The organism is Phytoactinopolyspora halophila, from assembly GCF_003287285.1.
Classification (GTDB): domain Bacteria; phylum Actinomycetota; class Actinomycetes; order Jiangellales; family Jiangellaceae; genus Phytoactinopolyspora_A; species Phytoactinopolyspora_A halophila.
The window spans coordinates 58,015-84,419 of record NZ_QMIG01000010.1; the positions used below are offsets into that span (position 1 = coordinate 58,015).

The following is a 26,405-nucleotide window of genomic DNA, read 5'->3' on the forward strand; positions in this document are numbered from 1 at the left end:
GTAGGGCCACCGGTACGGGGACGGGAATGGCACACTGAAGGCATGCAGGATGACGGCACGTCTGGTCCGCGCATCGTCCTGGAGCGCGGCGACATCACGGAACAGCAGGTGGACGCCGTGGTGAACGCGGCGAACAGCGGCCTGATGGGCGGCGGTGGTGTGGATGGTGCGATCTTGCGAGCCGGTGGCGCACCACAACGCGAGGCACGCAAGGCGCTGGTCGAGCGGATCGGTTCGCTTCCCACGGGCCGGGCGGCGGCTTCGGACGCCGGTGACATGCCAGCCCGGTGGGTTATCCACGTCGTCGGGCCGGTCTGGTCGAAGCAGGAGGATCGCTCGGAGCTACTGGCGTCGTGCTACCGCAATGCGCTCGCCGTGGCAGACGAGCTGGGGGCACGCTCCGTGGCCTTTCCGGCGGTCTCGGCCGGCGTCTACGGTTGGCCCCTGGACTCGGCGGCGGAGATCGCGGTAACGACGGTGACGTCGACGCCCACCCACGTCTCCGAGGCCCGTTTCGTACTGTTCGACGACGCTGCTTACGCCGCCTTCACCCGCGCGGCGGGGAGCCTGCCTGGCTGACCGTCGGTGGAATCCGGACCGGTTCGCCGAGGCAGGCCCCGACGCGGCGCTACGGGGCGACGTACTCTTCCGCACCGTGCGCGTGCGTGTCCGTGTCCATGTCGGTGTCAATGTCCGTGTGCGTTCGCGGCGTCCGCAGCAGCCGCAGAGCCAGGACCGTGACGATGGCCGCGACGGCGGCACCGACGCCAGCGACGACGTTCAGACCGTTCGTGAACGCTTCGCGCGCCGGTCCGAGCAGCTGGTCGGCCAGCTCCGCGGGCAGGTGATCGGCAACGGTCACGGCTCCGGCGAGCGTGTCGCGGGCGGTGTCTGCCGCCCCGGCGGGGACGGCCTCGGGCACGGTCACCTGGCGGCGGTAGACCGCCGTGCCGAGGCTTCCCAGGAGCGCTACGCCCATGGCGATGCCGAACTCGCCACTCGTTTCCGACATCGATGCTGCCTGGCCGGCCTTCTGGGGTGGCACGGAACCGACGACGATGTCGGTGACCAGCGCGGCGCCCGGTCCCAGCCCGATGGTGGCAATCACCAGGCCAGCAAGAACAGTCGCGGTCCCGCTCGTCGCACCGACCTGGGTCAGCAGGGTGAACGCGATCGCGGCCAGTGCCATGCCGCCGCCGATCACGTAGCCGCGCCCGATCCGCTGTGCCAACGGCGGCCCGAGCATGGTTCCGACGATCATGCCGAGTGCCGGGGGGATCAGCAGCAGCCCGGCATTCAACGGAGAACGGCCGTCGACAAGCTGCAGGAACTGGCTGATGAACAGGAACATGCCGCCCATGGCCAGGGCACCGGCGGACATGACACCGAGCGCGGCTCCGAACGAGGGATTGCGAAAGAGACGCAGGTCCAGCAGGGGGTCGGGCAGGCGGAGCTGGCGTCGTGCGAACCCCACGCCGACGACGACACCAGCGGCGATGGCGGCGAGCGGTCCCGTGGCGAGGCCGTCCTTGGCGAGCTCCTTCAGCCCGAAGATGATCGGCAGGATGCTCGCCAGCGACAGGGCAACGCTGGTGAGGTCGAGCTTTCCGGCGGACGGGTCGCGGAACTCGGGGAGGAGCAGGGGGCCCGTCACCAAGAGGATGAGCATCACGGGGACGCCCAGCAGGAACGCTGAACCCCACCAGAACGACTGGAGCATGATGCCGCCGATCGCGGGCCCGATCGCCGTGCCGCCCATGAAGCAGCTCATCCACGTGGCGATGGCCATGGCGCGCTGTTTCGGATCCGTGAACATGTTGCTGATCAGGGCAAGTGTCGACGGCATGAGGGTCGCGCCGGCGACGCCCAGGAGCGTGCGCGCGATGATCAGCATCTCGGCGCTGGTCGAGTACGCGGCGAACACGGAGGCGATGCCGAAGGCGGTGGCGCCGATCAGCAACAGGCGGCGGCGCCCGATCCGGTCACCGAGCGTGCCCATCGTGATCAGGAAACCGGCGAGCATGAACCCGTAGATGTCCGTGATCCACAGCAGCTGGCTGCTGCTGGGTTGCAGGTCGGCGGCGATGTGCGGCAGCGCCAAGTACAAGACGCTCATGTCGAGCGACAGGAGCAGTGTCGGGAGGGCGAGCACCGCCAGGCCGATCCATTCGCGTCGGCCGGCTCGGGTTTCCCTCGCCGTAGAGATGTCCATGTGCATCGGGTGCGGTCCTTTCACGAATCCACCCGATGATCATGAACAGAAACGGTCCGGTGAGAACCACGAGTGTTCATGATCATCGGAAGGGGGTGGTCGATGAGGCAGACCCCCGGCGGACGCGAAACTCATCGCGGCGATGAGTTTTCGGTCGCGGCCCTGTCTGTACTCGGTGACAGGCACCTACGGCGCAAGTTCGCCGGCAGCAAGCTCGCCGGCACAGAACAGGAGACGCGAGATGAAGAAACCGAGCCTGGACAGCATCCTGCTGGCAAGCACCGACCCGGAACGGCTCCGTGCCTGGTACGCGGCTGCATTCGACCCGGCAGAAGACACGGTCGTCGACCAGTATCGGGTACTCACGTTCGGCGGGTTCCACATGCTGATCGATCAGCGGGACGATGTCGAGCCGACGAATCCCGAACCGGGACGGGTGATCCTGAACTTCGACGTCGCCGATGCCCGCACCGTGGTCGCGCGCCTCGAACAGGCGGGAACGCAATGGCTCGCCGAGCTGGAAGACCGCCACGGCAGCCTGTTCGCGACGGCGATCGACCCGGACGGCAACTACGTCCAGATCATCCAGCTCAGCGAGGAGCACCGGCAGGCCATGGAAGCGGCGACGGTATAGGGGACGATGATGTTCGATACGACGAAAGCATTCAGTGGCTTTTCCGTAGACGACGTTTACGCGGCAAAGGAGTTCTACGGCCAGACGCTTGGCCTGCCGGTGATCGAGATGGACATGGCCGGATACGTGCTTCTCACGTTGAAGCTGGGTGAGGGGCGCGAGATCCTGGTCTACCCGAAGCCGGATCACACGCCGGCGACGTTCACCATCCTCAACTTCCCCGTGGACGACATCGACGCGACAGTGGACGAGCTGACCCGCCGCGGTGTCGAGTTCCTCCGCTACGACGTCTTCGACCAGGACGATAAGGGTGTCGAACGGTCAGGCGAGGGGCCACTGATCGCCTGGTTCGCCGATCCTGCGGGAAATGTGCTCTCGGTTCTTCAGGAGGAGTAGTCTCATGGTCGTGGTTGAGAAGCCGGTCGAGGATGACTTCTCGAGCCAAGCCGATCCCTATCGACGGGAACTGCTGGCTCACTGCTATCGCATGCTGGGCTCGGTGCACGATGCGGAGGATCTCGTCCAGGAGACGTACCTGCGAGCGTGGCGTGCTTACGAGCGCTTCGAAGGCCGCTCGTCGTTGCGGACCTGGCTCTACCGGATCGCCACAAGTGCCTGCTTGACGGCGCTGGAGAGCCGCAAGCGGCGGCCGTTGCCCACGGGCATGAGCGGGCCCGCCGACGATCCCGGAGGCGAGCTGGTCGAACGATCCGAAGTGCCGTGGCTCGAGCCCGTACCCGATGTCCTGGTCGGAGCCGACGAGGACGGCGACCCGGCGACGGTGGCCGTGTCGCGGGAGAGCATCAGGCTGGCGTTCATCGCGGCCTTGCAGCATCTGCCGCCGCGGCAGCGGGCCGTGCTGATCCTGCGCGACGTGCTGAAGTTCCGGGCTGCGGAGGTCGCGGAGGCTCTCGGAGTCACGACGGCAGCGGCGAACAGCCTCCTGCAACGCGCTCGTGCGCAGCTGGACGACGTCGCTCCCCGTGAGGAGCAGCTCACCGAGCCGGAGGTGACCGAACAGCGCGAGCTGCTCGATCAGTACATGGCGGCGTTCGAGAACTACGATGTCTCTGCCCTCGTGGATCTGTTCACGAAGGATGCGGTGTGGGAGATGCCACCGTTCCTCAACTGGGTCCGAGGGGCAGCGAACATCGGCCAGCTCGTCCGTTTCAACTGCCCGGCACAAGCTGCGGGCGACCAGATGCTCGTGCCGGCCGCAGCCAACGGCCAGCCGGCGTTCGGCCTGTACATGCGCGACAGCAACGGCGACTACCAGGCGTTCCACTTGCAGGTGCTGGATGTCACGCCGGCGGGCGTCTCGCACGTCGCGGCGTTCTTCGACCCCAGCTTGTTCCGGGTCTTCGGCCTTCCAGAGACGTGGCCAGCGGGGTTGCGGCCGCCGCGGCGGTGAGGGGCGGATATGACCAGCCACACTGCCGTGACCGAGGGCGTAGCCCTGCTGGAACGCGCGATGAGCTACGCCCTCGGTGTACTGTCCCGGGTCGGCCCCGAGCACATGGGCTCGTCCACGCCGTGCAGGAGCTGGGATCTTCGTGACCTTCTCCTCCATGTGGACGATTCGCTGGCGGCGCTGGGTGAGGCCGTGGACGGCGGCGCCACGAATGCGACCGGCGGGAAGGCCGGAGCCGTGGCGACACCCGGCGGCACGGTCACGGCCGTACGTGAGCGTGCCTGCACGTTGCTTGGTACGTTGAGCGCTCCGGAGCGCTCAACGTACGCGGTCGTCGGCGATCAGCCCGTGAGTTCCGGGCTCGTCGCCGTCACCGGCGCGGTCGAGGTGGCGGTCCACGGATGGGACGTGGCCCGCACCTGCGGGGTCGATCATCCTGTCCCCGTGGCATTGTCCGAAGAACTCTGCGAGTTCGTGCCATCGCTGGTCAGCCGGGCCGATCGGGTCACCCGTTTCGCGCCGCCGGTCGAGCTGCCGCCGGGGGCGGATCCGTGTGCACGCCTGGTGGCGTTCCTGGGCCGGAATCCGTCGTGGCCGGATCGGGCTCGTCGCTAGACCCGTCGTGACCGGAACCGGGACGAGACGAACGCGATGTGCGCAGGGCCATCACGGTGGCGCTCGCCAGGGTGGCGAGCGCCACCAGGAGGAGGGCCCCGGTGCGCAGGGCGGTGGTCCCGCCACCGGACAGCGACCACGCCAGGGCACCGAGCGCGGGGCCGAGGGAGAACCCCAGCGTCCGGAAGAGCGACGACACCCCGCCAGCGGTGCCGGCCATCGATCGGGACGCGGACGCCAGGATGGCTGCCGAGATCGGACCCGCGAACAGACCTTGACCGGTGCCGATCAGCGCTAGCCGCCATGCGACGTCGAGCGGGTGCGGATCGGTCCCGAGGAGGAAGATTCCCATCGCTCCGGACAGCGTGATCATGCCGCCGGTGAGCAACACCGGCCAGTACCCGTACCGATCGGCGAGAACTCCGGCCAGGGGAGAGATCGTGGCCATCGCGAGTCCGAGAGCCAGCAGGACGAGCCCGGCCATGGTGGCACTGCGCTGGAATATCTCGATGAAGAAGTACGGCATCAGGAAGTTGGTCGCGGCAAAGCCAGATGTCATGAACATCAACGAGACGACCATGAGTCCCACCCGTGGCTGCCGGAGGAAGGCGGTGACCGGCCTCGACGCGGGCAGGCGTGTCCACGCGGCGGCGGCGAGCACGGTGAACGCGCCCAGTGCCGCCGGGAAGGCAGCCTGGCCGGGATTCTCGCCCAGGAGCGTGAGTCCCAGCATGAGCGCTCCGACGGCGCCGCCGAGAACGAGCGCTTCGCTCACGAGGTGCCGGTCGGGAATCGGCAGGGCTACCTGCCCGCGCGCTCCGGAAGGTATGGCGCGATGGCCCAGCCACATGGCGAGCAGGACGATCGGCAAGCTGACGGCGAAGATCGGACGCCAGCCATAGTTCTCCGCGAGCGTGCCCCCGAGTGCGGGCCCGACCATGCCGGAAAGCGGGATGAAAGTCAGGATCACGCCCATCGCCCGGCCCCGGTGTTCGGCCCGGACGCTCGTGGCGATCACCGGGAATCCCAGCACCGCCACCAGGGCCGCGAAGATCCCTTGGAGAGCACGGCTCCCGATCAGCGTCTCGATCGTGGGCGCGACCATGACCACCAGGCTGGTCACGCCGTAGCCGGAGACGGCGAAGAAGTAGGCGGCACGGATCTGTGCCCGGTCGATCCAGCGGCCGACCGGAATACCCAGTGCGACCATGGGGAGGAAGTACGCGAGCATCACCCACTGCGTCACGCTCGGGGACGCGTCGAACTCGGCGCCGACGACGGGAAGAGCGACGGCGACGATCGCCATGTCGAGGGCGACGAGCACGATGGCGCTCGCGGCTACGATGACAGCCTTCCAGTTGGTTGCCGGGATGTCGTCGGACTCCCCGTGTGTCGTGGGATGTGTCGTGGTCATCGAGAGCTCCTTGCGAATCTGGCGACGGTGCTCACGCCGGGTCACGCCGCCGTCATGGCCGGATCGAAACGGGCGGCGAGCTCGCCGATCAGGCCGGTGCATTGCTGGCGGAACTCGGGAGCTATGAGCCTGCTCGCGGCGTCGAATTGCTGGAAGGCTTGAGGAACGGCGAGCTCGCTGCCGACGAGCTCGGCGCCGATGATGGTGAGCACCCGGCGAAGGCTTTCCTGGGCCCAGGCCGCGCCATAGGGCGTCGGGCTGGCGCTCATCGTCGCGACCGGCTTGCCTTCCAGTACTGCGCTGCCCCGCGGGCGTGAGGCCCAGTCCAGCGCATTTTTGAGCTGGCCGGGGATGGATCCGTTGTATTCCGGAGTCGCGATCAGTGCCGCGTCGGCCTGCGCGATCGCGCTGCGGAGGTCGGCGACCGCTTCCGGCACCGGCCCGTCCTCCAGGTCTTCGTTGAAGGCCGGGATCCGGGCGAGCCCATTCCAGACGTCGAGGTTGAGCCCCGGTGGTAGTTCGTGGGACACGGCATGGAGTAGCTGCCGATTGAAGGACTCGCGGCGAAGGCTTCCGGGGATGCCGACGATGGTGATAGCGCGTTGCGAATTCACGTCGAATGCTCCTCGTGGACACCGGCCGGTCGGTCCGGCCTGGTGTCTACGAGATTCGCCGTAAGCCATGCCTGACGCATGGGGACGCGGCCGTATTTCTGGGTGCCGGCCGGGCGGCCGAACTAAGAATCCACGAGTCCGAGGCGGTACGCGGTGGCCGCCGCCTCCGTCCTGTTGGTCAGGCCGAGCTTGGCCAACACGCGGGAGACGTGGACGCTCGCCGTCTTGGCGGAGATGAACAGCTCGGCCGCGATGTCGTGATTGTCCCGTCCGGAGGCGACGAGGCGCAGCACGTCGAGCTCCCGATTGGTGAGCCCGAGCTGGACGCGGACCCGCTCCACCGGGTCGGTGTCCTCCACGTCCGCGCCCGGGAGGGTGATCCTGGCTCGCCGGGCGAGGCGGGCGATCGCGTCCCGAAGCGGCGCGGCGCGAAGGTCGGCCACCAGAGCGTCGGCGCGCCGCAGCGCCTCCGCGGCGGCGTCTCGATCGTTGTCGACCGCCACAGCCGTCTCGGCGAAGCCCAGAAGCGCGCGCGCCAGCTCGAAGGGATCACCGGTGTTCTCCCAGGCCCGGACCGCGGATTGCCATGCCTCGCGATCGTCCTTCCCCTCGGCCCGTGCGGTCTCGGCGTGAAACACGTGCCGGTGCGCGTCCTGCACGGGGCCCACCACCTGCATGGTGTCCGCATGGGAACGTAGCGTCGTCAAGAGGTCGGCATCACCTGCGGCACCTGCTGCCCGGGCGGCGGCGACCAGGAACGGCCAGGAGAAGCGGGACGGCTCATGCATGTCGTTCTCGGCGACGATCTGCCGGGCTCGGGCACATGCCTGTTCACCGTCGCCCTGATGAAGGAGGAGCTCGATCTCCAGGCAGGCCGTCGGGAAGACGAGACTGGCCCCGCCTTCGGCGACGCCCCGCCCGGTCTCGACGGCCAGCTGGGCGGGCGAGGTGTCGCCACGGGCCAGCGCAATCATCGCTTGCTGGCGCCACAGGTCGGCCCGGATCAGCGGTGGCGGCGCCAGGGCCAGGTATTCGTCGGCGACCTGCCATGCCTCGTCCCACCGGCCGAGCGAGACGAGCGAGCTCACCAGGCTGATCGCCTGCGGGCCAGCGAAGATTCGGGTGACGCCTGCCTCGGCCGCGGCGTTCAGGCCACGCCGCGCGACCGCCGCCGCGCGTTCGTACTCGCCGTATGCGTCCAAGAGGTGAGTCTCCGCGTGAAGTGCCCGCATGAGCAGGTAGTGCGCGCCGCGGCTGTGCGCGATGGCCTGCGCTTCGTGCAGGCACGGAAGCTGCGCTTCGAGATCCCCGAAACGTGACTGGAGAGTGGCGAGTAGTACCAGGCTGAATACCTCGCTTTCCCGGTCCGCATGCCGGCGGGCGAGCGTCAGCGCGTCCTCGCCGACGCGTCTCGCTTCGTCGTGCGCGGGAATGTCCATCAGCCGGGATGCGAGCGCGGAGAGGACACGCGCCCGGCCGGGTTCGTCGTGCGGGACGATCCTGGCGGCGGTGCGGAGGTCATCGAGATCGCCTCCGCTGCCGAGCACGCGGAGCAGGCCGCCACGTAGCGTCAGCAGCCGGGCCGATCGCACCGGGTCGTCGCCGAGCTCGGCCAGTGCTTCGGTGGCCAGGTGCACTCCCCGCTCCGCCTCGCCTGCCAGGCGTGCGGCCTCGGCCGCGCGTTCCAGCACTGCCGGATGGTCGAGGCCGATTCGGGTGGACGGATCGTCGACGTGATCCCAGAGCTGGAGCACGCGTTCGAGCATGCCCAGCTGTTCGGTGTGAGCCAGGGACTGCGCGGTGTGGGCGGCGGCATGCCATGCTGCCGCGAGCGCGCGGGTCGGCTCGCCGGCCTGATGCCAGTGATGGGCGAGATCGAGCACGGAGCGTCCGTCCGGGCCCAGGGACGGAGCGGACTCCAGAGCTTCGGCGTAGCGCAGGTGACGTCGGATTCGATCACCTGGTAGCTGGTCGTCATACACGGCATCCCGGATGAGCGCGTGCCGGAATGCGTACGCCTCGCCCTCGACTCGTAGCACGTTGGTGGAGACCGCCGGTCGGAGGGCGGCCGAGAGCGCGGCGTCGTCGAGACCCGTGACGGCGGCCAGCAAGCGGTGCTCTACTCGTACGCCGCCGACGGCGGCCACCTGCACGGCATCCGAGGTCTCGGCCGGAAGCCGGTGGATGGGTGCGAGCAGCAGGTCCTGGAGGGATCTCGGCGGTGCCGTATCTCCCGGGCCGCTCTCGGCTAGGAGGGCCTCGACGAACAGGGGGATGCCATCACTGCGCCGGTATACGTTGGCGATGCGCTCCGCTGACGGCGTGGCACCGAGCAGGTGCCGTGCCTGCTGGTTCACCTCGTCCCGCGTGAGGCGGGCCAGTTCCCGGCGATTTACCCATGCCACCCGTTCCAGCTCGGCGAGCGAAGCCCGGAGCGGATGCGAGCGATCGAGCTCGTCCGAACGGTACGTGACGATGATCAATAGTCCGGGTGTGGACTGCTGGTTCCGGACGAGGAAGTCCAGAAGATCGCAACTCGAGGCCGCGGCCCAATGGGCGTCCTCGATGACCAGCACGGTTGTTTCGTTCCTGGCGATGTTGCCGAACAACGCCAGGACCTCTTCGAACAGCCGTGCCCGAGCCGTGCTGGTGTCGGTGCCGGTGTCGGTGCGGCCGAGGGCCGGCAGGACGCGGGGAAGCTCTCCCGCTGTGTCGCCGGGCAGCAGCTCGCCGAACGACTCCTGGCCCAGCACGGACAGCAAATCGCGCAATGCGGCGGTGAACGGTGCGAAGGGAAGCCCGTCGGCGCCGCGCTCGGAACACCCTCCGATGAGGATCCGGGTCCGGCTGGCGACCTGCCCGGCGAACTCCTGGACGAGCCGGGTCTTTCCGATGCCCGCCTCGCCGCCGACGAGAATGGTGGCCGCAGATCCCGCGCGCACCCGCTCCAGCGCGTCGGTGAGTGCGGCGAGATCCGTACCGCGCCCCAGAAGAGACGGGCTCACGGTGGTCATCAGCGAATCCCCCGGTCCTTGGGCATGTGCCGAACCATGCGCCATCTTACGCGGGCGGCGGACCGGGATGGGCGGGGTCAGTCCAGGTAGAAGATCCGATCGTGATGTTCGGCCAGGTGCTTCTCGTTCCACTCCGAACCGCCGTCGAGATTCGCCGAGAGGAACACGGGAGGGGTGATGTCGCGAGCCAGCAGGCCGTCGATGATCGCGGCGACCAGGGCGTGGAGAACGGCAGCCGCGGTCACTCCCGACGCCGGACCGAACGGCTGGGGCACGCCGTCAGCGGACAGGAGGGCGTCGCCCTTCGGCACCTTGGTGTCCAGCACGATGTCGCTCACGTCGACCAGCCGCTCTCCCGACTCGTCGCGGGTGGGCACGTCCGCGTACGACGACGAGGTGACGGCGAGGACGGTGGCGCCCAGTTCCCGGGCGCGCCGGGCGGTTTGCACGGGCATCGCGTTGCGGCCGGAGAGTGAGACGACGATCAGTACGTCGCCGGATCGTACCGGGCTGGTGTCGACCAACGCCGGGCCGTAACCGGAGAGCCGTTCGAGCTGTGACGTCAGCGTCGCCGGGCGTACGGTCATGCCGTCGAGACCGGGCGCGAGCAGGGGGTTGACCAGCATGAGCCCACCCGCGCGGTAGACGATTTCCTGGACGGCGAGGGCCGAGTGGCCGCAGCCGAACGCGAAGAGCCGCGCCCCGCCGGCGATCTGTTCCGCGATCCGGTCGCCGGCCTCGGCGAGGGCAGGGCTCTCTTCGGAGGCGACGCGTTGCAGGATCTCGATCGCCGCATCGAGGTAGCGGCGGGGCGCTGGGGACGCGATTTCTGTCACAGCATCTCCTGACGAATCGAACATGTGATGGTCTGTTACGGAAAGCGTTGTGAGTGAAGGTCTAGACCACTACAGTCTCAAGCATAAAGTGGTCGACGAGGGTCCATGCCAGCGAGCCCGTGGAGGATATGGCCGTGGATGTGCTCGAGTTCATCGCCACGAACGTGTTCAACGAGGTGGCGATCCTGATCGGCCTGATCACGATGATCGGGCTGCTGCTTCAGCGTAAGCCGGTGGAGGATCTGATAGGTGGCGCCATCCGGGCGACCATCGGGGTGCTCATCCTGTTCATCGGCGTCGACGTGTTCACCGGTGGCCTCGAATCGTTCCAGGCCATCGTCGCGAGCGCCGTCGGGCTCGACCCGCCGGAGGCGAGTAACACGCTCGACCAGTTCCTCGGCGAGCACGGCAGCAACGTCGCGCTCGTCATCACGTTCGGCTTCGTCATACACCTGGTCCTGGTCCGGGTGTTCAAGACGCGGTACGTGTACCTGACCGGTCATCTGCTGTTCTGGATGGCGGTCGTGATCACCGCGTGCCTGGTCCAGGCTTTCGGGGATATCGACCAGTGGCGGATCGTCCTGGTGGGCTCGATCATCGCCGGATGCTACTGGACCATCCAGCCGCTGTTCATCGCGCCCATGATGCGCCGGGTGATCTCCTCCGACGATTGGGGCTACGCGCACACCAGCTCGTCGGTGGCCTGGCTCGGCGGCAAGGTCGCCCCGCTCGTGGGTGATCACCAGCAGCATGACGTCGAGAACGTCCGCATGCCGCGCCGCCTGTCCTTCTTCAAGGACGTCACGGTCTCCACCGCGGTCGTCATCGGCGTCATCATGCTGATCGCGATCGCGTTCGCCGACCAGGGTGTGGCCAGCGAGCAAGCCGCGAACTACGACCCCGAGGTGAACACCTGGGTCTGGGCGGTCATCGCGGCCTTCCGATTCGCGGCCGGCATCGCCATCCTGCTCTACGGCGTCCGGATGTTCCTCGCCGAGATCGTGCCGGCCTTCACCGGCATCAGCGAGAAGGCGATCAAGGGCTCGCGGCCAGGCCTCGACGTGCCCACCATCTTCCCGGTGGCTCCGAGTGCCGTCATGGTCGGGTTCGTCTCCACCACAGCGACGTTCCTCATCCTCATGGGTGTCTTCGCCGCGCTCGGCTGGTTCGTGCTCGTCCCGCCGATGATCATGTTGTTCTTCGTCGGCGCCGGCGCCGCCGTCTACGGCAACGCGTTCGGCGGCTGGCGTGGCTCGGTCGTGGCCGGAGCCATCACCGGAGTCGCGCTCGCCTTCGGGCAGTGGGCCGGATGGCACATGCTCGCCGACACGGCCCCGGAGCTGGCCACGCTGGCAGATCCCGACTGGTACATCATGATGCTGGTGGTCCTCGGGCTGAGCGAGCTGTTCTCCGGGTTCGGCGCCAACGCCGTGCTGCTCGTCGCCCTCGTGGTCGCGGTCGCGTTCGGGGTGTGGTTGTGGACCGTCAAGCGGATACAACGACGTGCCGGTGAACCGGTCACCGGTCTGGAGCCAGAATCGGATGTGACCGATCCCTCCTCTCCAACGAAAGAGCGGTGAGTTGCGTTGAGTACGTCGTCGCCGGGACCCGATCGCCAGCTCGCGGTGCTGACCGTGTGCGGCGTGGGCATGGGCAGCAGCCTGATCTTGCGCATGAACGCCGAGAAGGCGCTGAAAGCGCTGGGTGTGAACGCGAAGGTCGAACACACAGACCTGTCGTCGGCACGCGGAATGCGCGCCGACGTGATCATCGCGCAGGGCCTGCACACCGAGGACCTCGGGGGAGCCGCGCCCGTCATCGTCCCGATCTCCAACTTCATGGACGTGGACGGGTTGCGAAACCAGCTCGACGAAGCGTTGCGCGCGCAAGGGTGGCTGTGATGGCCGACGCCGGGAACGCTGTCGTGATCGATGCGGTCACCGGTGTGCCGGCCGGGGACTGGCGGGCGGCCATCACGGAGTCGTGCCGCCCGCTACTCGATGCCGGCGCCGTGACGGATCGCTATCCCGCCCGCTGCGTCGAGCTCATCGAGGAACATGGCCCGTACGTGGTGCTCGCACCCGGGCTGGCACTGGCGCACGCCCGGCCCGAGGACGGCGTCAAGCAGCTATGCCTGGCGTCGGCGACGCTGGCGGAACCCGTCGAGTTCGGTCATGCGGACAACGATCCGGTGGATCTCGTCCTCGCGTTCGGCTCGCCGGACGATGCGCAGCATCTTGGCTTGCTCCAGGCCCTGGCCGAGCACCTGCTGACAGGGCTGGCCGACACGCTGCGCCAGAGCACGGACCGCGAGCAGGCGATCCGCGCGCTCGAACGGGTGGCGCACAGCGTGGAGCAGGACGCCGGGGACGGTACCTGACGGCACCGGAAGGGCGCCGAACCGAGACGGACGCAGCTCAGGTGAGCTGGACGAGGACGCCGCCGACCACGGCCAGGAGAAGAACGAACATGGGAAGGAGGCAGCGGCGGATGATCCGGCCGACGCTGTCCACGGCGCCGACAGCGGCGGCACCGATCAGCACGACGACGGGCGCGATGCTGTTCCCGACGTTGCTGCCGGCGGCCTGCGCCGCGACGAGCAGCTCCGGGCGCACGTCGACGAGCCCGGCCACCTCGGCTTGCAGGGCAGCGAAGAGCGCATTGGATGATGTGCTCGAACCGGTCATGAACGATCCGACGGCGCCGACGGCGGGGGCGACGACGGGGTAGGACGCGCCCGCGACGTCGGCGATGCCGGTGGCCAGGGTGGTGACCATGCCGCTGTCCACGAGCACCATGGCCAGGGCACCAAGCAGGAGGGTGGTGGGCGCCGAGCCGCGGACAGCGGTCAGCCAGTCCCGTATCACCGCGCGATTGTCGGTGCCCCGCCACCTGCCCGTGTACCGGTACGTGAGCCAGCCGAGCGCGCAGGCCAGCACGATGTAGGAACCGGGATGGCCGAGCAGCGGAATCGGCAGGTACGCATCGACGGGCTCGTTCACCCATCCCCGCCCCGTCATCGTCTGGCCGAACGCGGGCGCCAGCTCCAGGGTCCCGGTGACGAATTGGCGGCTGGGCGGAATGAGGAAAATCGGAAGCACCAGGAGGAGCAGGTAGCCGTACGGGGCCAGGATGATAGCCGACCGTCCTGCGGAGAACGCCTGGGAGGGCCGGTGCGGCGGGTTTTCCGAGTTCTCTGAGCCAGCCGGATCGGCGCTCGAGGCAGCGGCGTCGTTGTCGATACGCTGGCGCGCTTCGATGATCCGCTTCGAGACGAGGACGAGCAGGCCGGCCGTGCCCGCGGCGAGCGAAGCCACGGCGGGTACCGCCGTGGCGCCGACGATCAGCGTTCCGGCCATGGCCGGGCCGGCTGTGAGCAGCAAGGGGGCACCTTGCCGGAGCCTGGCGAGCCCGCCGTCGATCAGGAGGACCAGACCACCGGCCAGGACCGCGTTGACCGCGAGGAGGGCAGCCGTACGCGTGGCCAGCGCGTCCTGTGCCGTGACGCCGAAGCCCGCGGTGAGCGAGGCCATGTAGAACGACGAGCCCATCGAGCCGAACGTGACCGACCAGTGATAGCCGACGAGGGGCAGGACGACGGCGCGGACCTTGTCGTAGCCAACGAGGAGCAGCAGCGGCGCGCACACCGCAATCGGGGTACCGAACCCGGCCACGCCCTGGACGAAGCTCGGGAAGATCCAGGCCAGGAGCAGGACTCGATCGGCGGGACGTGGAAGGTAGTGCGCGAAGGTTTCACCGAGCCGGTCCATGCCGGCGGCGCTGGCGAGGCGGTACAGGAGCAGCGCGGGGACGATCACGCAGAGGATCCACAGGCCGAGCCAGAGTCCTTTGGCCACGCCGGTCGCGAGCGTGTCGAGGGGTGATTCGAAGAGCCATACCGCCAGCACGACGGCGATGGCGAGCGCGGTGGCCGCCGACCAGACGGTCTTCAACCGGCCGAGGAGAACGAGCAGGAACAGTGCCAGGACCGGCAGGAGCGCGGCCAGCCAGAGTGCGTCACCCATGGAGATGGCGATGGAGACGGCATTTGACGGGGCGCTGTTCGGTCACGCGCACAACCATAACGGTCGGCTTCGGGGCTGCCGGATCGGCGATCGTCACCGAATCGATCCTCTAGTGTGGTGCCCGTGGTTACGCGATCACCGGAATTCACGACCCGCCCCCAGCTCGCCGGGACTGTCGGGATGGTGGCCTCGACACACTGGCTGGCCTCACAGGCAGGGATGGCCGTCCTGGAACGCGGTGGGAACGCGTTCGACGCGGCTGCGGCAGCTGGCTTCGTCCTGCAGGTGGTCGAGCCCGAGATGAACGGCCCCGGCGGTGAGGTGCCGATTCTGGGGTGGCCCGCTCGGGCGCAGGAGCCGTTCGCCGTGTGCGGGCAGGGAACCGCCCCCGCCGCGGCCGACATCGCGTCGATGCGCGAGCTCGGGCTCGATCTCATCCCCGGAACCGGGCTGTTACCCGCCTGCGTGCCCGGCGCGTTCGGTGCCTGGATGACGCTGCTGCAGCGCTACGGCACGCTCGGGCCAGGCGCGGTGCTGCGATACGCGATCGAGTACGCCGGCGGCGGCTTCCCGATCGGGGCGTCGGCGGTGCGCACCATCTCGGGCGTCGCGCCGATGTTCCGGGAGCACTGGCCGAGCTCGGCCGAGCTGTGGCTGGACGGCGACGGTCCGCCGGAGCCGGGACGCCGCGTCGTCAATCGTGCTCTGGCCGAGACGTACCAGCGGATCGTCGACGAGGCGGAAGCCGCGTCGCGGCACCGGGACGAGCAAATCGAGGCGGCGCGCCGGGCCTTCTACGAAGGGTTTGTGGCCGAGGCGATCGTGCGCCAGATGGCGACCGCGGTGATGGACGCGAGCGGGCGCGCGCATCGCGGCCTGCTGGATCACGACGATCTCGCCGGCTGGACGGCCAGCATCGAAGTGCCGGTGGCTCACGATTACCACGGCCACACCGTCTACAAGGCCGGTCCGTGGAGCCAGGGCCCGGTCTTCCTGCAGCAGTTGGCGTTGCTCGACGGCTTCGACCTGGGGTCGATGGGACCGTGCAGCGCCGAGTTCATCCACACGGTGATCGAGTGCGCCAAGCTCGCATTCGCCGACCGCGAGGCCCATTACGGCGATCCGGCCTTCGCCGACGTGCCCCTGGCCGATGTGCTCTCGCCGGAGTACGCGGCCGAGCGCCGCGCCCTGGTCAGCGACGACGCGGATACGGGTGACCTCCGGCCCGGCGCACCCGCAGGCTACGCGCCGCGGTTGCCGTCGGTTCGGCCCGTTCCCGAGTTCTCCGCGTCGAGCGGTGTGGGGGAGCCGACGCTCGGCCCGATCGGCGGGGACACGTGCCACCTGGACGTCGTCGACCGGCACGGAAACGTGGTGTCGGCGACCCCGAGCGGTGGGTGGCTGCACGGCTCGCCGGTGATCCCGGATCTCGGGTTCTGCCTGGGGACGCGAGGCCAGATGTTCTGGCTGGATGAGGGGCTGCCGAACTCGCTGGCGCCGGGCAAGCGGCCCCGGACAACGCTCACGCCGTCGCTGGCGAGACGGAACGAGAACGGCGACGTGATCGCCTTCGGCACCCCCGGGGGTGACCAGCAGGATCAGTGGTCCCTGCTGTGGTTCCTGCGCCACGTCCACCACGGCATGAACATGCAGGAGGCCATCGACGCACCGGCATGGCACAGCGCGCATTTCACGTCGTCGTTCTATCCCCGGGCTGCCTATCCCGGACGGCTGCACGTCGAGGCCAGGGTTGGCGACGACGTGGTCGCGGCGTTGCGGGAACGCGGGCACGACGTGGTGGTGGATGATGACTGGTCGCTGGGCCGGATGTCGGCGGCCAGCTGGTCCCGCGACGGCCTGCTCCGAGCTGCAGCGAACCCCCGGGGTATGCAGGGTTACGCTACCGGTCGCTGACGGGTGGCCCGGGTGCGCTGGACGACGTGCCGCTGGCTCGCTCATGTGGTGTGACATCCGGGGGCTCGACGCCGGCAGGCTCCGGCGGCGGGTTCTCGAGTAGCCGCAGCCGGTAGTTCAGCACGGCGAGCGCGACGAGATTGACCACCACACCGGGCAACGCATCGAGCTCCCGGACGGCGAAGTTGAACACCTGCCCGATCAGGATGTTGAACAGTACCGCGTACCGGAATGCGCGCAGCCCACGTTGCTGATCTCGCCGCCAGTACAGGAAACCGGCCACGATGACGCCAGTTGTCAGCAAGGCCCAGCCGAGGCGGATGACCCGGATCGTGGTGATGTTCCCATAGTCTTGATCGAGGAAGATCCGGAAAAGATCCACCAGTGGGTCGATTGCCTGAATGGCGAGAACGGCGCCGACGGCGACGTAGGCGGCCCTGCTGCGCACGATGGTCCGCACAACCCGCAGCACGTGCTGGCGGAGGGCGGCGTATCGCCCTGCTCGGTGCCGGGCGGCCGGACTCGCCTCGATCAGCTCCTGCACCGCGGCCACGGCGCGATCGTTCGCACCGTGCGTCCTGGCCGCGTCGACGAGTTGCCGTGCCTCGGTACGGGCGACGTGGTTGAGCCCGCGCAGCTGTCCTGCCGCAGCGATGACCGTCGCGTTGGCGAGGTCTGTCGCGGGGTTGTGCCGCGGGCGCTCGGACATCCAGTGCATGACCAGCACGAGCGCGACGAAGATGACATACATGATCGCGAATGACGGCTGGAAGAAGTAGTCGTTGTCGGCTGTCACGAACTTGCCGACCTCGTCGATGAACAGGCCGAATCCGACGCCGCCGAGGAAGGCGGCGAGCTCCTTCACGCGCGGCCCGATAAACCCGAGCAGGAGTACGTGCGACACCAGCATGAGCAGGCCGCCCCACAGCATGTGCGCGATGTGCAGGCCGTCACTTCCCAGCTGCGGATAGTCCATGAGGATCAGGTAACCGCGGGTGGCCAAGATGGCGCTGACAGCAGCGACAACGAACAGCTCCAGCCGGACGACAGCATGGATGTCCTGGCCAAGTCGCAGCCGAGAACTGATAGGCATCGGTCGACTCCTGTACTGACTCCACGGCTATGGTAGGTCGCACCGGATGATCGACGAGTGTAGCGCCGACCCGCACCCGGGAGGCCCACGCTCGCGGTCGCGATCCGGGCGTGCCGGCCGTGCCGCCGGCGCGTTGACGGTCGGCAGCACCGGTGCGATGCTGCTGGCCGGCGAGCGGAGGCTGACGAGATGGACACGACGGAGACGACGGACACGCCACCGTCTGGTATCGAAGATGAGCGGGTTGGCGTGTCGCTCGTTGGTGATCTGTTGCGGCGGGCCCGGGAGGAGGGCCGGTTCGAGGTGGTCCGGCTCACCGACGAGGAGCTCACCGTCCTGGATGGCGTCGATTCGGCGCAGGTGGCGCCACGACCCTGGTTCACCACCCTCGACGCGTCCACACGCGAGGTGGCGCTCGCCGTGGCGCTGCGGGGCCTGGCCATGCGGGGCCTGGTCGGGTCCTCGGTGATCGAGGACACCAGCGGCGACGTGTCGCTTGAGCTCGACGACGACGTCCACGCCACCCTGGTCGCCCGTCGCGCCGCATCCGAGATCATCATCGCCCATCGCCGCACGCAGCACGCTTCCTGGTCGAAAGTCTGCTACGTGCAGGGAAGCGCCGGCGTGGTCGAGGAAGACGTATCTCCCGGCGGTGTGCACACGCTCTGGGCCGGCCCGAGTGAGAGTATCGTCGAGTCCGTGGCCGCCTTCGCCGACCCCGAGTACGCAGCAGCTGAGGACCCTGGCGGTGATGTGCGGGAGGTGCCGCTGGGCGATGTCGCGGCGGGAACGGAAACGATCGAACCGCTTGACGCGCACCTCGTGACCGTGATTGTCGCGGTCGGACTCGACACGGACGGGGAGAGCATCGAGAACCGGGTGTCCGTGCATGTCGGCGACGCGGGTGTGCAGGTCGTGCGCTCGATGACGGGCGACAAGAACGTGGCCCGGCTTGAACCGGTCTCTCGTGCTGGCCTGCGCACGGTCGTCGCCGATGTCATCGGCCGGGAAGAGCGCGGATGAGCGGCCGGCACCGGTCGTACGTGTTCGACGAGCACGCCGCTGGCCGGCTGCGCTACCAGGAACATCACCGGCCCGGCCCGATTGCCCTGGTGGTCCTGGTCGTCGCTCCCGGCGTCGTGCCTGTGATCTTCCGCGATGATGTCACGAGCATCGGCATCGGGCTGTTCTACTACGGGGTCGCGCTGTTCTTCCTCGTCCTGCTCTACCTCTCGGGTTGGATGAACCGGATCAAGGTGTACGATCACGCCGTCGTGCTGGACACGGCATGGCCCGGCGGTGCGCCGTACGTTATCCCGCTCTCGACGATCGACCCGGGCCGCGTCCGTTACCATCGGCGCGCCAACTTCATCGGCCGCCGCATGGGCCAGGGCAAGCGCCACGTGCGCACCGGTCCGTACGCGAGTCAGGCGATCACCTTCGACGGGCTCAGCCCGCGGGTGGCGCGCCGGCGCGCCAGTGACGTCCCCGAAGCCCAGGCGGATCGCGTCCGTCCCGGGGCCCGCACCGTGCAGGTGGACGGCGGGGACGGCCAGACCCTCGACCTCGAAGTCGAGACGTGGGTCGTCGCGACCGGCACACCCCGGCGCCTGTTGCGTGCACTGGAGCAGGCACTCGTCGACGCCGGACGCCCGGAGGCTGCCGGAATGGCGGAGCGGTTGCTGGCCGACCCCGTCGTGGAGCGGTGGCGACAGCCGTTGACCGAGGACGAGATCTATCGCGACCGCGCAGGCTGATCACTCGTGCTGATCACTCGTGATAGAGGAGCACGTCGTCACCTGCCCACGCCGCGGGTGAGGCGGGCCGGGGCGATCCCGCCAGCTCCGTCTGCTCCGGGTCGTCGCCCGCATCGATCGTGGCGCGCAGCGTGCCCGATCCCCAGAGCAGGTCGATGAAATACGCACGGGAACCGCCCGCAGTGGGCTCCCGCCAGCCGAAGTCCCCCGGATACAGCTGGGCCAGGGTGTGCAGCATGACGACGGCCGTGTGCACGGGCCGGAACTGGAACCGGTCCGTGATGTACACCTGGACTCCACGGACGAGCTCGTGCGCGTGTTTGTGAAACGTGGGCGTGAAGCGAACGTCGCGGAAGCGTGCCCCCGGAAGCTCTCGCTCGTTCAGCGCCCCGGCCCATCGCCCGTCGACGTAGGGCGCACCGATCAGTTCGAAGGGTCGCGTGGTTCCCCGGCCTTCGGACAGGTTGGTGCCCTCGAACAGGCCGGTACCGGGATAGACGAGAGCCGTGTCCGGGGTCGGGATGTTCACCGACGGCATCACCCATGGCAGCCCCGTGTCGTCGATGTGCATCGAGCGCTGCCAGCCGCTCATGGTGACGACGTCGAGGTCGGCGGGCCGCCCGGCGTCGTCGGGAACCGCGGTGCGGTTCAGGTACCGGGCGAGCTCGCCAGCGGTCAGGCCGTGCCGGATCGGAATGGAGTGGCGGCCGACGAAGCTGGAATACGCGGCGTCGAGGAAGGGGCCTTCTGGATTCCGGCCGGTGATCGGGTTCGGGCGGTCGAGAACGACGAATCGCAGGTCGAGGCGGGCGGCCGTGACCATGAGGTCGTACATCGTCCAGACGTAGGTGTAGAACCGGGTGCCGATGTCCTGGATGTCGAAGAGCAGGCAGTCCACGCCGGAGGACGCGACCAGCTCGTCCAGGTCCCGGCCGCTGCGCTGGTACGTGTCGTACAGCGGGAGCCCGCTCTCCGGGTCCCGGGCGCCGGTTTCGCTCGCCCCGGCCTGGGCCGTGCCGTGCAACCCGTGCTCGGGACCGAACAGTGCGGTCAGTGGCACGCCGGACGCCAGCAGTGCCTCGATGTTGCGTCCGAGATCGGGCAGTGCCCCCGTGTAGTTGGTGATCAGGCCGAGGCGCTCTCCGTCGGTGAGGCTCGGGACGTCAGAGAGCCGTTCGACGCCGATTCTCGTTCGTTCGTTCACGTAGGGGTCCTCGCTTGTGTCGAGAGCGTGCGCGGAAGGCGGATGCACGGGCGAGGCTAGTCCTTCCTGTCGCTTGCACGTGAGTTCGCTCCGAACGGGGTAAGGGGAGGGGAAGTCCGCACCGTTTCGGAGGCGAGAGATGAGTGAGCGCGAGCAGCTCCCGATCGATGGATATGACCAGATGCCGGTCGACATGTTGCGGGATGCCATCCGTCCGCTGGGCGAGCACGACCTGCAGGTGCTGCTCGACTACGAGCGCGCGCACGCTGATCGTCCGCAGGTCGAAGAGATCTTGACGAGCCGGATGGCGGAGCTGGAGGCCGGGGCGCAGCCGACGTCGGGGCGCCCGCCGTCGGGACATCCGCGGCCGGAGGACGAGCGTGGCCAGCAAGACGTCGGGCCACAGAAGCAGGCCGATCGGATGGTTCCGCCGTCGCACGGCGACCCGGCCAACCGCGAGCGACCCCGGCTGGGACCGCACGGGTAACGCCGCGATGTCCGGATCCCACCCGGCGGGTACGTGCTGTAGCTGCTGGTGGCCAGCTACCAGCGGTCGTCTGCTGGGGGAGGTGCGGGCGCCGGTGACGTGCAGAGCTTGAAGGCGCCATTGTGATCCAGCCGGTAGTCGTAGACCCGGTCTCCGGCCCGTACCTCCACCTGGTACCCGTCGACGAGCGCCTGGGTGTACATCTTGCCCGGTTCCGGGCAGCCCAATGAGCCGTCCGACCACTGGACGGCCCGGGCGCGAATGACCTCGACCTCGTCCGCGTCCGAGCGCCCGGCGGCGTCAGCGAGAACCTCGTCGAGATAGTCCGCGGGTACCTCCCCGGTGACCGGCGGCCCAGACGGATCGGGCGAATCGGGTGTCGGGCTCGGTTCCGGAGTGACCTCCTTCGGTGTCCGCCGCTCGGTCGGGGTGGGGGCGGGAGTTTCGTGATCGCCGGTCGCGTTGTCGGACACGGTGGCCTCCGGGGTGGAATCGCGCGGCTCGCCGGAGGGCGGCGGCTCGGGGGTGCCCGTGCGCAGCATCGCTTCGGGTGAGCCGGCCGATGGCCGGGTGCTCGCGACGTCATCGTCCGCGCCGCATGCGCTCACTCCGAGCGCGAGCGTCGTTGCCGCCGCGACCAGGATCGCCGCAGTCGTTCTCATGGGAATGGGACGTGGCTGCCGGTATCCGTGGTTCCCCGTGACACGTGTCGGGTTTGTCCGCGCCACGTTCTCGCGTACACGTCCTCGCCTCGCCGGGCCGCGCGGTCGCCGTCGTCGCTCATTCCCGGCCGGCCCGAGCCAGCAGCGCCACGTGCAAGGACGTGACCGACTCGGGATCGGACAGGTCGACACCGAGGACACGTTCGATCCGGGACAGCCGTTCGTAGAACGCCGGCCGGGACAGGTGGACGGCATCGGCGGCGGCACTTTTGTGCCCGCCGTGCTGGAGGAAGGCGCACAGGATCGCCATCAGGTCGGTGCCGTGCCCGTGGTCGTACGCGACGAGTGGCCCCAGCTCGCGCTCGGCGAAATCGGTCAGCCGCTCGTCGTCCCGGAGCAACTGGATCAGCCCGCGCAGCCGCACGTCTCCCAGCCGGTGGCAGGCCACGTCGGCGCGGCCGGAGGCGCGTAGTGCCGCCGACGCGACGTGACGGGCCTCGGCAAGGCTGCGGCGAACCGCCGGGGCGTCCTCGACCGTCGTCCCGGCGCCGACGACGATCGGTATGGGCCGCGGCGCGGCGGCGACGGCATGGTGCAGCCGGCGTGCGAGATCGTCTACGGCGCCGGTGACGCCGGTGTCACGGGGCATCGACAGCAACGCCCGGACGGCCTCGTCGTCGACGACTCCGACCAGGGCAGGGATCCCGGCACGGCGTGCGGTCCCGGCCGTGATCTCCGCGAGGTCACGCAGCCGTTCCTGAGTTGCGAACGCGGGCGCGGACGTGGGCACGTCGCCAGTGGGGAGGGCGACGATTCCGACCAGGAGACGGTCGACGAGCGGAACTCCGGCGGCAGCGCATCGGGCCACCAGTTCCTGATTCACGTCGTTACCCGAGGTGAGCGAGCCGAGCAAGGTCCGATGGGTCTGGCGTTCCAGGCTCTCGCGGTCCCGGGCCGCGAGCCGTTGCAGGGCCAGCGCCGACGCCCCTCGTTCGGCGAGGACGACGAGACGGTTCGGCGGCTCCTCCGGGCAGATGAGGATCAAGCGGCCCCAATCGTCCCCGCGTGCCCCGACGACGGTGACGAGCCAGCCGGCGGCGTCGTCGTAGGCGGTGCGCTCGGCGAACTGGTCCGTGACGACCGCGCGCGATCTGTTCTCCCAGTCGTCCAGAACCTCGGTGACGTCGGCGTCCCCGAGATCGAATCCGAGGATGTGGTGCCGTGTCGACTCAAGTACCACGGGTAGTCCGGAGATGCGCCGGATCTCGGCCAGGATCTGGGCCGGCTCCGCGCCGGAGACACTGAGTTCGGTGAAGGTGCGGTGCATCTGGTCGGCGGCGCGCAGCTCGGCCAGTTGGGTATCGACGACGCGCTCGGCCACGGCCTCGGTGACGCGTGCGAACCGCACCTCGCGGGCCCAGGCGATCAGGGGGAGGCCGGCGTCTTCGCAGGCGTCGACCATGGCTTCCGGAAGCTCGTCGGTCCAGCGCCGGCCCAGCTCGACGATGAGCCCGGCGGCCCCCGCGGTGACGAGATCGGCCACGTAGGCGGCCAGGCCCGCGTCGTCGGCGGGTAACGCGATGCCTGTCGTGAGGACGAGGTCGCCACCGCGAAGCAGGCGCGCGATGTCGGAGACCTCGGCAGAATGTACCCAGCGAACCCGCCGGTCGAGCCCGCTGGCGCCGGCGATGACGCGGGGCCGTCCCTGCCGCACTTCGGGCATGGCGACGACATCGGTGACGCTCGGCAACATCGCCCCTCCTCGCTCACCTCGCCCTCCCCCTCCGCTGATCATGAACACTAACCGGCCACATGGGTCCGTAAGTGTTCATGATCAGCGGAGAGAGGGTGTGTCTACGGGATGTAAACAAGTTTAGAGAATTCCCGACAGAATGTCTGTTGCTCCCGTCTCATTGTTCGGCTTCGATGGTGGTACGGGAGGTCATGGCCCATACCCGCGAGGCCAGCCCTCGTCATACCCGAACCATCCGCCCGTATCAGCCGAGCCCAAGGAAGCATCGTGAAGATCGGTGTCCCCCGCGAGCGCAAGAATCACGAGTACCGCGTCGCCCTCACGCCCGCCGGCGTGCACGAGCTGACCGGCCACGGCCACGAGATCTACGTGGAGCGCGGCGCCGGTGAAGGATCGTCGCTTCCCGACGACGAGTACCTCGCCGCCGGCGCGAAGATCGTCGACACCGCCGAGGGTGTGTGGGACGAGGCCGAACTCGTCCTGAAGGTAAAGGAACCGATCGCCGAGGAGTATCCACGGATGCACCCCGGCCAGGTGCTGTTCACCTACCTTCACCTTGCCGCCTCGCGCGCGTGCACGGACGCTCTCCTGGAGCGCGGCGTCACGGCGATCGCCTACGAGACCGTCCAGCGCGACGACGGGAGCCTTCCCCTCCTGGCGCCGATGAGCGAGGTGGCCGGTCGGCTGGCCCCGCAGGTCGGTTTCTACCACCTCATGCAGTCCTCCGGCGGGCGAGGAGTGCTTCCGGGGGGTGTGCCCGGAACCCGTCCCGCGAACGTCGTCGTGATCGGTGCCGGTGTCGCAGGTATGAACGCCACCGCCGTCGCGGCGGGGATGGGCGCGAACGTCACGATCCTCGATCTGGACCTCGACCGGCTACGATCCGCCGACGCTCTCTACGGCGGCAGGGTGAACACCGTCGTCTCCAACGCCTTCGAGATCGAGCGTGCCGTGCTCGGCGCGGACCTCGTCATCGGCGCGGTCCTGGTTCCCGGAGCGCACGCTCCCCGGCTTGTCTCCACCGATCTCGTCGCCGGGATGAAACGTGGTGCCGTCCTGGTGGACATCGCTGTCGATCAGGGAGGCTGTTTCGAGGGCTCGCGGCCGACGACGCACGACGACCCGACGTTCCGGGTGCATGATGCCGTGTACTACTGCGTGGCCAACATGCCCGGAGCGGTGCCGGCCACGTCGACCTACGCACTCACCAACGCAACCTTGCCCTACGCCGTGCGGCTGGCCAATCACGGCTGGGAGGATGCCCTGCGCACGGACGCGGCGCTCGCGCGCGGGCTGAACACGTACGCGGGCCGGCTGACGAACGCGCCGGTGGCGCGGACCTTTGGCCTCGACCACGACGACGTGGCGACCGTGCTGGGTGGTTCGGGCCAGCCCTAGCGCGTCCGATCCCGCAGGTGGGAATGTCCTGACCGCGGGCGGGTATGCCTTGTGGCACGACTCGTCGAGAGGGGGAAGGATGACACCTGCACCCGAGCAGCCCGATGGACCGGCGGCCGTGAGTGGCCCGGTGCGCCAGGCGACGTACGTGGTCGCCACGGCGTTCCTGGTGATCGGCGTCCTCGGCTTCGTGCCGGGTGTGACCGCCGAGTACGACGAGATGCGGTTCGCAGGTCCGGATTCGAACGCCCAGCTCTTCGAGCTGTTCACCGTGTCGATCCTGCACAACGTCGTGCACCTGGTGTTCGGCGTGGTCGGCATCGTCATGGCGCGCGGTGCCCGGCCGGCGCGCATCTACCTGATCGTTGGCGGGCTGATCTATCTCCTCCTGTTCATCTACGGCATGCTTGTCGAGCGGGGAAGCGATGCTGACATCGTCCCGCTGGACGAGGCGTCGAACTGGCTACACCTCGGCTTGGCGATCGCCATGGTGCTGCTCGGCCTCCTCCCCAGCACGCGACGGGGAGGTCACCGCGCCGCAGGCTGAGCGCGCCGCTCGTGTCACTCCACCCGGCTGCCGTCTATCTCGATCTCGATTCCGGGACCGGAGAAACAGAGGTGGCCGCGGACCTTGAGCGCGTTTTCGAAGGGGTCCAGGTAGGACCACGCCGTGTCCTCCCACACCTGGTCCTCGATCCGGAGCGTGTGGTACGTCGCGGTCCCCTTGTACGGGCACACCGTTCGGGTGGAACTGGTGTGGAGGAGATCCTCGCGGACGTCCTCCGGCGGGATGTAGTAGCGGTTGCGCAGTCCCGTCTCGGAGAGCAGCATCGGCCGTCGCGTCTCGGCCACGGGCACGTTGTCGGCGACGACGCGAACGTGCCGGCTCGATTGGCGGACATCGACCCGGTGGTACGGGTCACGAAGGTGGCCCTCGATCTCCTCGTCCTCGTCGAACCAGGAGTCCATCGCGTCGAATTGCAGCGCGTAGTATCCGGCCAGCCATGACGCCCGTTCCGTCGGGTCGCGGTAGGCCCAGACGGCGTTGTCGGCGACCCGGCCATCGACCCGGATCGACCAGTACGACGCGTCTCCCTTGAACGGGCATCGAGTCCGGTGATCGGTCGGTTCCAGCAGATCCATGCGGACGTCGTCTTCCGGGACGTACAGCTGGGGCAGGTACGCCGTCTCGTGCAGTTGCTTTGCCCGGCGGCTGTCGATGATCTCCGTGCCGGCGAAGATGGCCCGTACCCGGCGGGGAAAATCGCTCAACAGCAAGCGATGCTCGGGGCCGTCGATGGTGTAGTTGACCGCCTCGGGCGGCCGGCCCGACAGGGGGCCACGGTTGAGAGTCAGGGTCAT

The 26,405-nt window shown here is 68.7% G+C and carries 25 protein-coding genes; 14 read left to right on the forward strand and 11 right to left on the reverse strand.

Translation table 11 applies throughout. The annotated features are described in order from the left end of the window. Positions 1-42: 42 nt before the first annotated feature. On the forward strand, positions 43-579 hold the full coding sequence (locus DPM12_RS11530; RefSeq protein ID WP_112258468.1) for an O-acetyl-ADP-ribose deacetylase: 537 nt from the start codon (positions 43-45) through the stop codon (positions 577-579). A 49-nt stretch (positions 580-628) separates the two neighbouring features. On the opposite strand, the gene DPM12_RS11535 is transcribed toward DPM12_RS11530, so the two are convergent. Next, the gene (locus tag DPM12_RS11535) at positions 629-2,218 is read right to left on the reverse strand and encodes an MFS transporter (RefSeq protein ID WP_112258469.1); all 1,590 of its coding nucleotides are present in this window, start codon (positions 2,216-2,218) and stop codon (positions 629-631) included. Between the two features lie 235 nt (positions 2,219-2,453). Here DPM12_RS11535 and DPM12_RS11540 point away from each other — a divergent pair, with 235 nt between their 5' ends. The 4 genes from DPM12_RS11540 to DPM12_RS11555 are packed head-to-tail and all read left to right on the forward strand — an operon-like array spanning position 2,454 to position 4,872. After that, positions 2,454-2,846: a VOC family protein gene (locus DPM12_RS11540; protein ID WP_112258470.1), complete on the forward strand. Its 393-nt coding sequence runs from the start codon at positions 2,454-2,456 to the stop codon at positions 2,844-2,846. Between the two features lie 9 nt (positions 2,847-2,855). Next, positions 2,856-3,242: a VOC family protein gene (locus tag DPM12_RS11545; RefSeq protein WP_112258471.1), complete on the forward strand. Its 387-nt coding sequence runs from the start codon at positions 2,856-2,858 to the stop codon at positions 3,240-3,242. Between the two features lie 4 nt (positions 3,243-3,246). Beyond that, the gene (locus tag DPM12_RS11550) at positions 3,247-4,257 is read left to right on the forward strand and encodes a sigma-70 family RNA polymerase sigma factor (protein ID WP_112258472.1); all 1,011 of its coding nucleotides are present in this window, start codon (positions 3,247-3,249) and stop codon (positions 4,255-4,257) included. Positions 4,258-4,266: 9 nt separating this feature from the next. Next, positions 4,267-4,872, forward strand: coding sequence for a TIGR03086 family metal-binding protein (locus DPM12_RS11555; protein WP_112258473.1), 606 nt, complete (start codon positions 4,267-4,269; stop codon positions 4,870-4,872). On the opposite strand, the gene DPM12_RS11560 is transcribed toward DPM12_RS11555, so the two are convergent. The 4 genes from DPM12_RS11560 to DPM12_RS11575 all read right to left on the reverse strand — a co-directional run bounded on the left by DPM12_RS11560 (position 4,763) and on the right by DPM12_RS11575 (position 10,774). Then, positions 4,763-6,286: an MFS transporter gene (locus tag DPM12_RS11560; protein WP_158542863.1), complete on the reverse strand. Its 1,524-nt coding sequence runs from the start codon at positions 6,284-6,286 to the stop codon at positions 4,763-4,765. The genes DPM12_RS11555 and DPM12_RS11560 overlap by 110 nt on opposite strands. Before the next feature lie 41 nt (positions 6,287-6,327). Then, the gene (locus DPM12_RS11565) at positions 6,328-6,900 is read right to left on the reverse strand and encodes an NADPH-dependent FMN reductase (protein ID WP_158542864.1); all 573 of its coding nucleotides are present in this window, start codon (positions 6,898-6,900) and stop codon (positions 6,328-6,330) included. Between the two features lie 122 nt (positions 6,901-7,022). Next, complete coding sequence (locus DPM12_RS24135) at positions 7,023-9,914, reverse strand: ATP-binding protein (protein WP_158542865.1); 2,892 nt, start codon at positions 9,912-9,914, stop codon at positions 7,023-7,025. 77 nt (positions 9,915-9,991) lie between these two features. Continuing rightward, positions 9,992-10,774 carry a sugar isomerase domain-containing protein gene (locus DPM12_RS11575; protein ID WP_112258477.1) on the reverse strand — a complete coding sequence of 261 codons (783 nt, stop codon included), beginning with the start codon at positions 10,772-10,774 and terminating at the stop codon, positions 9,992-9,994. 104 nt (positions 10,775-10,878) lie between these two features. Here DPM12_RS11575 and DPM12_RS11580 point away from each other — a divergent pair, with 104 nt between their 5' ends. Genes DPM12_RS11580 through DPM12_RS11590 form a run of 3 tightly spaced genes read left to right on the forward strand, consistent with a single transcriptional unit; the run spans position 10,879 to position 13,130 of the window. Then, complete coding sequence (locus DPM12_RS11580) at positions 10,879-12,330, forward strand: PTS ascorbate transporter subunit IIC (RefSeq protein WP_170313696.1); 1,452 nt, start codon at positions 10,879-10,881, stop codon at positions 12,328-12,330. Between the two features lie 6 nt (positions 12,331-12,336). After that, positions 12,337-12,651, forward strand: coding sequence for a PTS sugar transporter subunit IIB (locus DPM12_RS11585; protein ID WP_211658848.1), 315 nt, complete (start codon positions 12,337-12,339; stop codon positions 12,649-12,651). Further along, a complete protein-coding gene (locus DPM12_RS11590; RefSeq protein WP_112258478.1) occupies positions 12,651-13,130 on the forward strand; it encodes a PTS sugar transporter subunit IIA in 480 nt (159 codons plus the stop codon). The genes DPM12_RS11585 and DPM12_RS11590 overlap by 1 nt, the downstream gene beginning before the upstream one ends. 37 nt (positions 13,131-13,167) lie before the next feature. On the opposite strand, the gene DPM12_RS11595 is transcribed toward DPM12_RS11590, so the two are convergent. Next, the gene (locus tag DPM12_RS11595) at positions 13,168-14,775 is read right to left on the reverse strand and encodes an L-lactate permease (RefSeq protein ID WP_112258479.1); all 1,608 of its coding nucleotides are present in this window, start codon (positions 14,773-14,775) and stop codon (positions 13,168-13,170) included. 180 nt (positions 14,776-14,955) lie between these two features. On the opposite strand from DPM12_RS11595, the gene DPM12_RS11600 reads away from it, so the two are divergent. Then, the gene (locus DPM12_RS11600; RefSeq protein ID WP_112258480.1) at positions 14,956-16,689 is read left to right on the forward strand and encodes a gamma-glutamyltransferase family protein; all 1,734 of its coding nucleotides are present in this window, start codon (positions 14,956-14,958) and stop codon (positions 16,687-16,689) included. Here DPM12_RS11600 and DPM12_RS11605 read toward each other — a convergent pair. Beyond that, on the reverse strand, positions 16,676-17,782 hold the full coding sequence (locus tag DPM12_RS11605; protein WP_112258481.1) for a hypothetical protein: 1,107 nt from the start codon (positions 17,780-17,782) through the stop codon (positions 16,676-16,678). The genes DPM12_RS11600 and DPM12_RS11605 overlap by 14 nt on opposite strands. A 189-nt stretch (positions 17,783-17,971) precedes the next feature. Here DPM12_RS11605 and DPM12_RS11610 point away from each other — a divergent pair, with 189 nt between their 5' ends. Beyond that, entirely contained in the window at positions 17,972-18,805 is an 834-nt protein-coding gene (locus DPM12_RS11610; protein WP_112258482.1) for a hypothetical protein, read from the forward strand. Then, positions 18,802-19,539 (forward strand): hypothetical protein, encoded by a 738-nt coding sequence (locus DPM12_RS11615; protein ID WP_112258483.1) that lies wholly within the window; start codon positions 18,802-18,804, stop codon positions 19,537-19,539. Before DPM12_RS11610 ends, DPM12_RS11615 begins: the two co-directional genes overlap by 4 nt. Before the next feature lie 13 nt (positions 19,540-19,552). Here the strand turns inward: DPM12_RS11615 and DPM12_RS11620 are convergent, their stop codons facing one another. Further along, positions 19,553-20,743, reverse strand: a complete 1,191-nt coding sequence (locus tag DPM12_RS11620) for an exo-beta-N-acetylmuramidase NamZ family protein (protein WP_211658851.1) — start codon at positions 20,741-20,743, stop codon at positions 19,553-19,555. Between the two features lie 139 nt (positions 20,744-20,882). On the opposite strand from DPM12_RS11620, the gene DPM12_RS11625 reads away from it, so the two are divergent. Further along, a complete protein-coding gene (locus DPM12_RS11625) occupies positions 20,883-21,230 on the forward strand; it encodes a DUF8129 domain-containing protein (protein WP_112258485.1) in 348 nt (115 codons plus the stop codon). A 56-nt stretch (positions 21,231-21,286) separates the two neighbouring features. On the opposite strand, the gene DPM12_RS11630 is transcribed toward DPM12_RS11625, so the two are convergent. Then, positions 21,287-21,892, reverse strand: coding sequence for a hypothetical protein (locus tag DPM12_RS11630; protein ID WP_112258486.1), 606 nt, complete (start codon positions 21,890-21,892; stop codon positions 21,287-21,289). A gap of 118 nt (positions 21,893-22,010) precedes the next feature. Next, positions 22,011-23,645, reverse strand: coding sequence for a PucR family transcriptional regulator (locus DPM12_RS11635; protein WP_112258487.1), 1,635 nt, complete (start codon positions 23,643-23,645; stop codon positions 22,011-22,013). Between the two features lie 267 nt (positions 23,646-23,912). Between DPM12_RS11635 and ald the strand changes: the two genes are divergently transcribed. Both ald and DPM12_RS11645 read left to right on the forward strand, forming a co-directional pair. Further along, positions 23,913-25,043 (forward strand): alanine dehydrogenase, encoded by a 1,131-nt coding sequence (gene ald / locus DPM12_RS11640; protein ID WP_112258488.1) that lies wholly within the window; start codon positions 23,913-23,915, stop codon positions 25,041-25,043. Between the two features lie 79 nt (positions 25,044-25,122). After that, a complete protein-coding gene (locus DPM12_RS11645; protein WP_112258489.1) occupies positions 25,123-25,590 on the forward strand; it encodes a DUF4383 domain-containing protein in 468 nt (155 codons plus the stop codon). Between the two features lie 14 nt (positions 25,591-25,604). Here the strand turns inward: DPM12_RS11645 and DPM12_RS11650 are convergent, their stop codons facing one another. Continuing rightward, positions 25,605-26,405 carry a DUF427 domain-containing protein gene (locus DPM12_RS11650; RefSeq protein ID WP_112258490.1) on the reverse strand — a complete coding sequence of 267 codons (801 nt, stop codon included), beginning with the start codon at positions 26,403-26,405 and terminating at the stop codon, positions 25,605-25,607.

Excerpts from the sequence above, each read along its gene's own strand:
- DPM12_RS11530 (WP_112258468.1), top strand. The coding sequence starts at position 43 with ATGCAGGATGACGGCACGTCTGGTCCGCGCATCGTCCTGGAGCGCGGC.
- DPM12_RS11535 (WP_112258469.1), bottom strand. The coding sequence starts at position 2,218 with ATGCACATGGACATCTCTACGGCGAGGGAAACCCGAGCCGGCCGACGC.
- DPM12_RS11540 (WP_112258470.1), top strand. The coding sequence starts at position 2,454 with ATGAAGAAACCGAGCCTGGACAGCATCCTGCTGGCAAGCACCGACCCG.
- DPM12_RS11545 (WP_112258471.1), top strand. The coding sequence starts at position 2,856 with ATGTTCGATACGACGAAAGCATTCAGTGGCTTTTCCGTAGACGACGTT.
- DPM12_RS11550 (WP_112258472.1), top strand. The coding sequence starts at position 3,247 with ATGGTCGTGGTTGAGAAGCCGGTCGAGGATGACTTCTCGAGCCAAGCC.
- DPM12_RS11555 (WP_112258473.1), top strand. The coding sequence starts at position 4,267 with ATGACCAGCCACACTGCCGTGACCGAGGGCGTAGCCCTGCTGGAACGC.
- DPM12_RS11560 (WP_158542863.1), bottom strand. The coding sequence starts at position 6,286 with ATGACCACGACACATCCCACGACACACGGGGAGTCCGACGACATCCCG.
- DPM12_RS24135 (WP_158542865.1), bottom strand. The coding sequence starts at position 9,914 with ATGACCACCGTGAGCCCGTCTCTTCTGGGGCGCGGTACGGATCTCGCC.
- DPM12_RS11575 (WP_112258477.1), bottom strand. The coding sequence starts at position 10,774 with ATGTTCGATTCGTCAGGAGATGCTGTGACAGAAATCGCGTCCCCAGCG.
- DPM12_RS11580 (WP_170313696.1), top strand. The coding sequence starts at position 10,879 with ATGGCCGTGGATGTGCTCGAGTTCATCGCCACGAACGTGTTCAACGAG.
- DPM12_RS11590 (WP_112258478.1), top strand. The coding sequence starts at position 12,651 with ATGGCCGACGCCGGGAACGCTGTCGTGATCGATGCGGTCACCGGTGTG.
- DPM12_RS11595 (WP_112258479.1), bottom strand. The coding sequence starts at position 14,775 with ATGGGTGACGCACTCTGGCTGGCCGCGCTCCTGCCGGTCCTGGCACTG.
- DPM12_RS11600 (WP_112258480.1), top strand. The coding sequence starts at position 14,956 with ATGGTGGCCTCGACACACTGGCTGGCCTCACAGGCAGGGATGGCCGTC.
- DPM12_RS11605 (WP_112258481.1), bottom strand. The coding sequence starts at position 17,782 with ATGCCTATCAGTTCTCGGCTGCGACTTGGCCAGGACATCCATGCTGTC.
- DPM12_RS11610 (WP_112258482.1), top strand. The coding sequence starts at position 17,972 with ATGGACACGACGGAGACGACGGACACGCCACCGTCTGGTATCGAAGAT.
- DPM12_RS11615 (WP_112258483.1), top strand. The coding sequence starts at position 18,802 with ATGAGCGGCCGGCACCGGTCGTACGTGTTCGACGAGCACGCCGCTGGC.
- DPM12_RS11625 (WP_112258485.1), top strand. The coding sequence starts at position 20,883 with ATGAGTGAGCGCGAGCAGCTCCCGATCGATGGATATGACCAGATGCCG.
- DPM12_RS11630 (WP_112258486.1), bottom strand. The coding sequence starts at position 21,892 with ATGAGAACGACTGCGGCGATCCTGGTCGCGGCGGCAACGACGCTCGCG.
- DPM12_RS11635 (WP_112258487.1), bottom strand. The coding sequence starts at position 23,645 with ATGTTGCCGAGCGTCACCGATGTCGTCGCCATGCCCGAAGTGCGGCAG.
- DPM12_RS11645 (WP_112258489.1), top strand. The coding sequence starts at position 25,123 with ATGACACCTGCACCCGAGCAGCCCGATGGACCGGCGGCCGTGAGTGGC.
- DPM12_RS11650 (WP_112258490.1), bottom strand. The coding sequence starts at position 26,405 with ATGACCCTGACTCTCAACCGTGGCCCCCTGTCGGGCCGGCCGCCCGAG.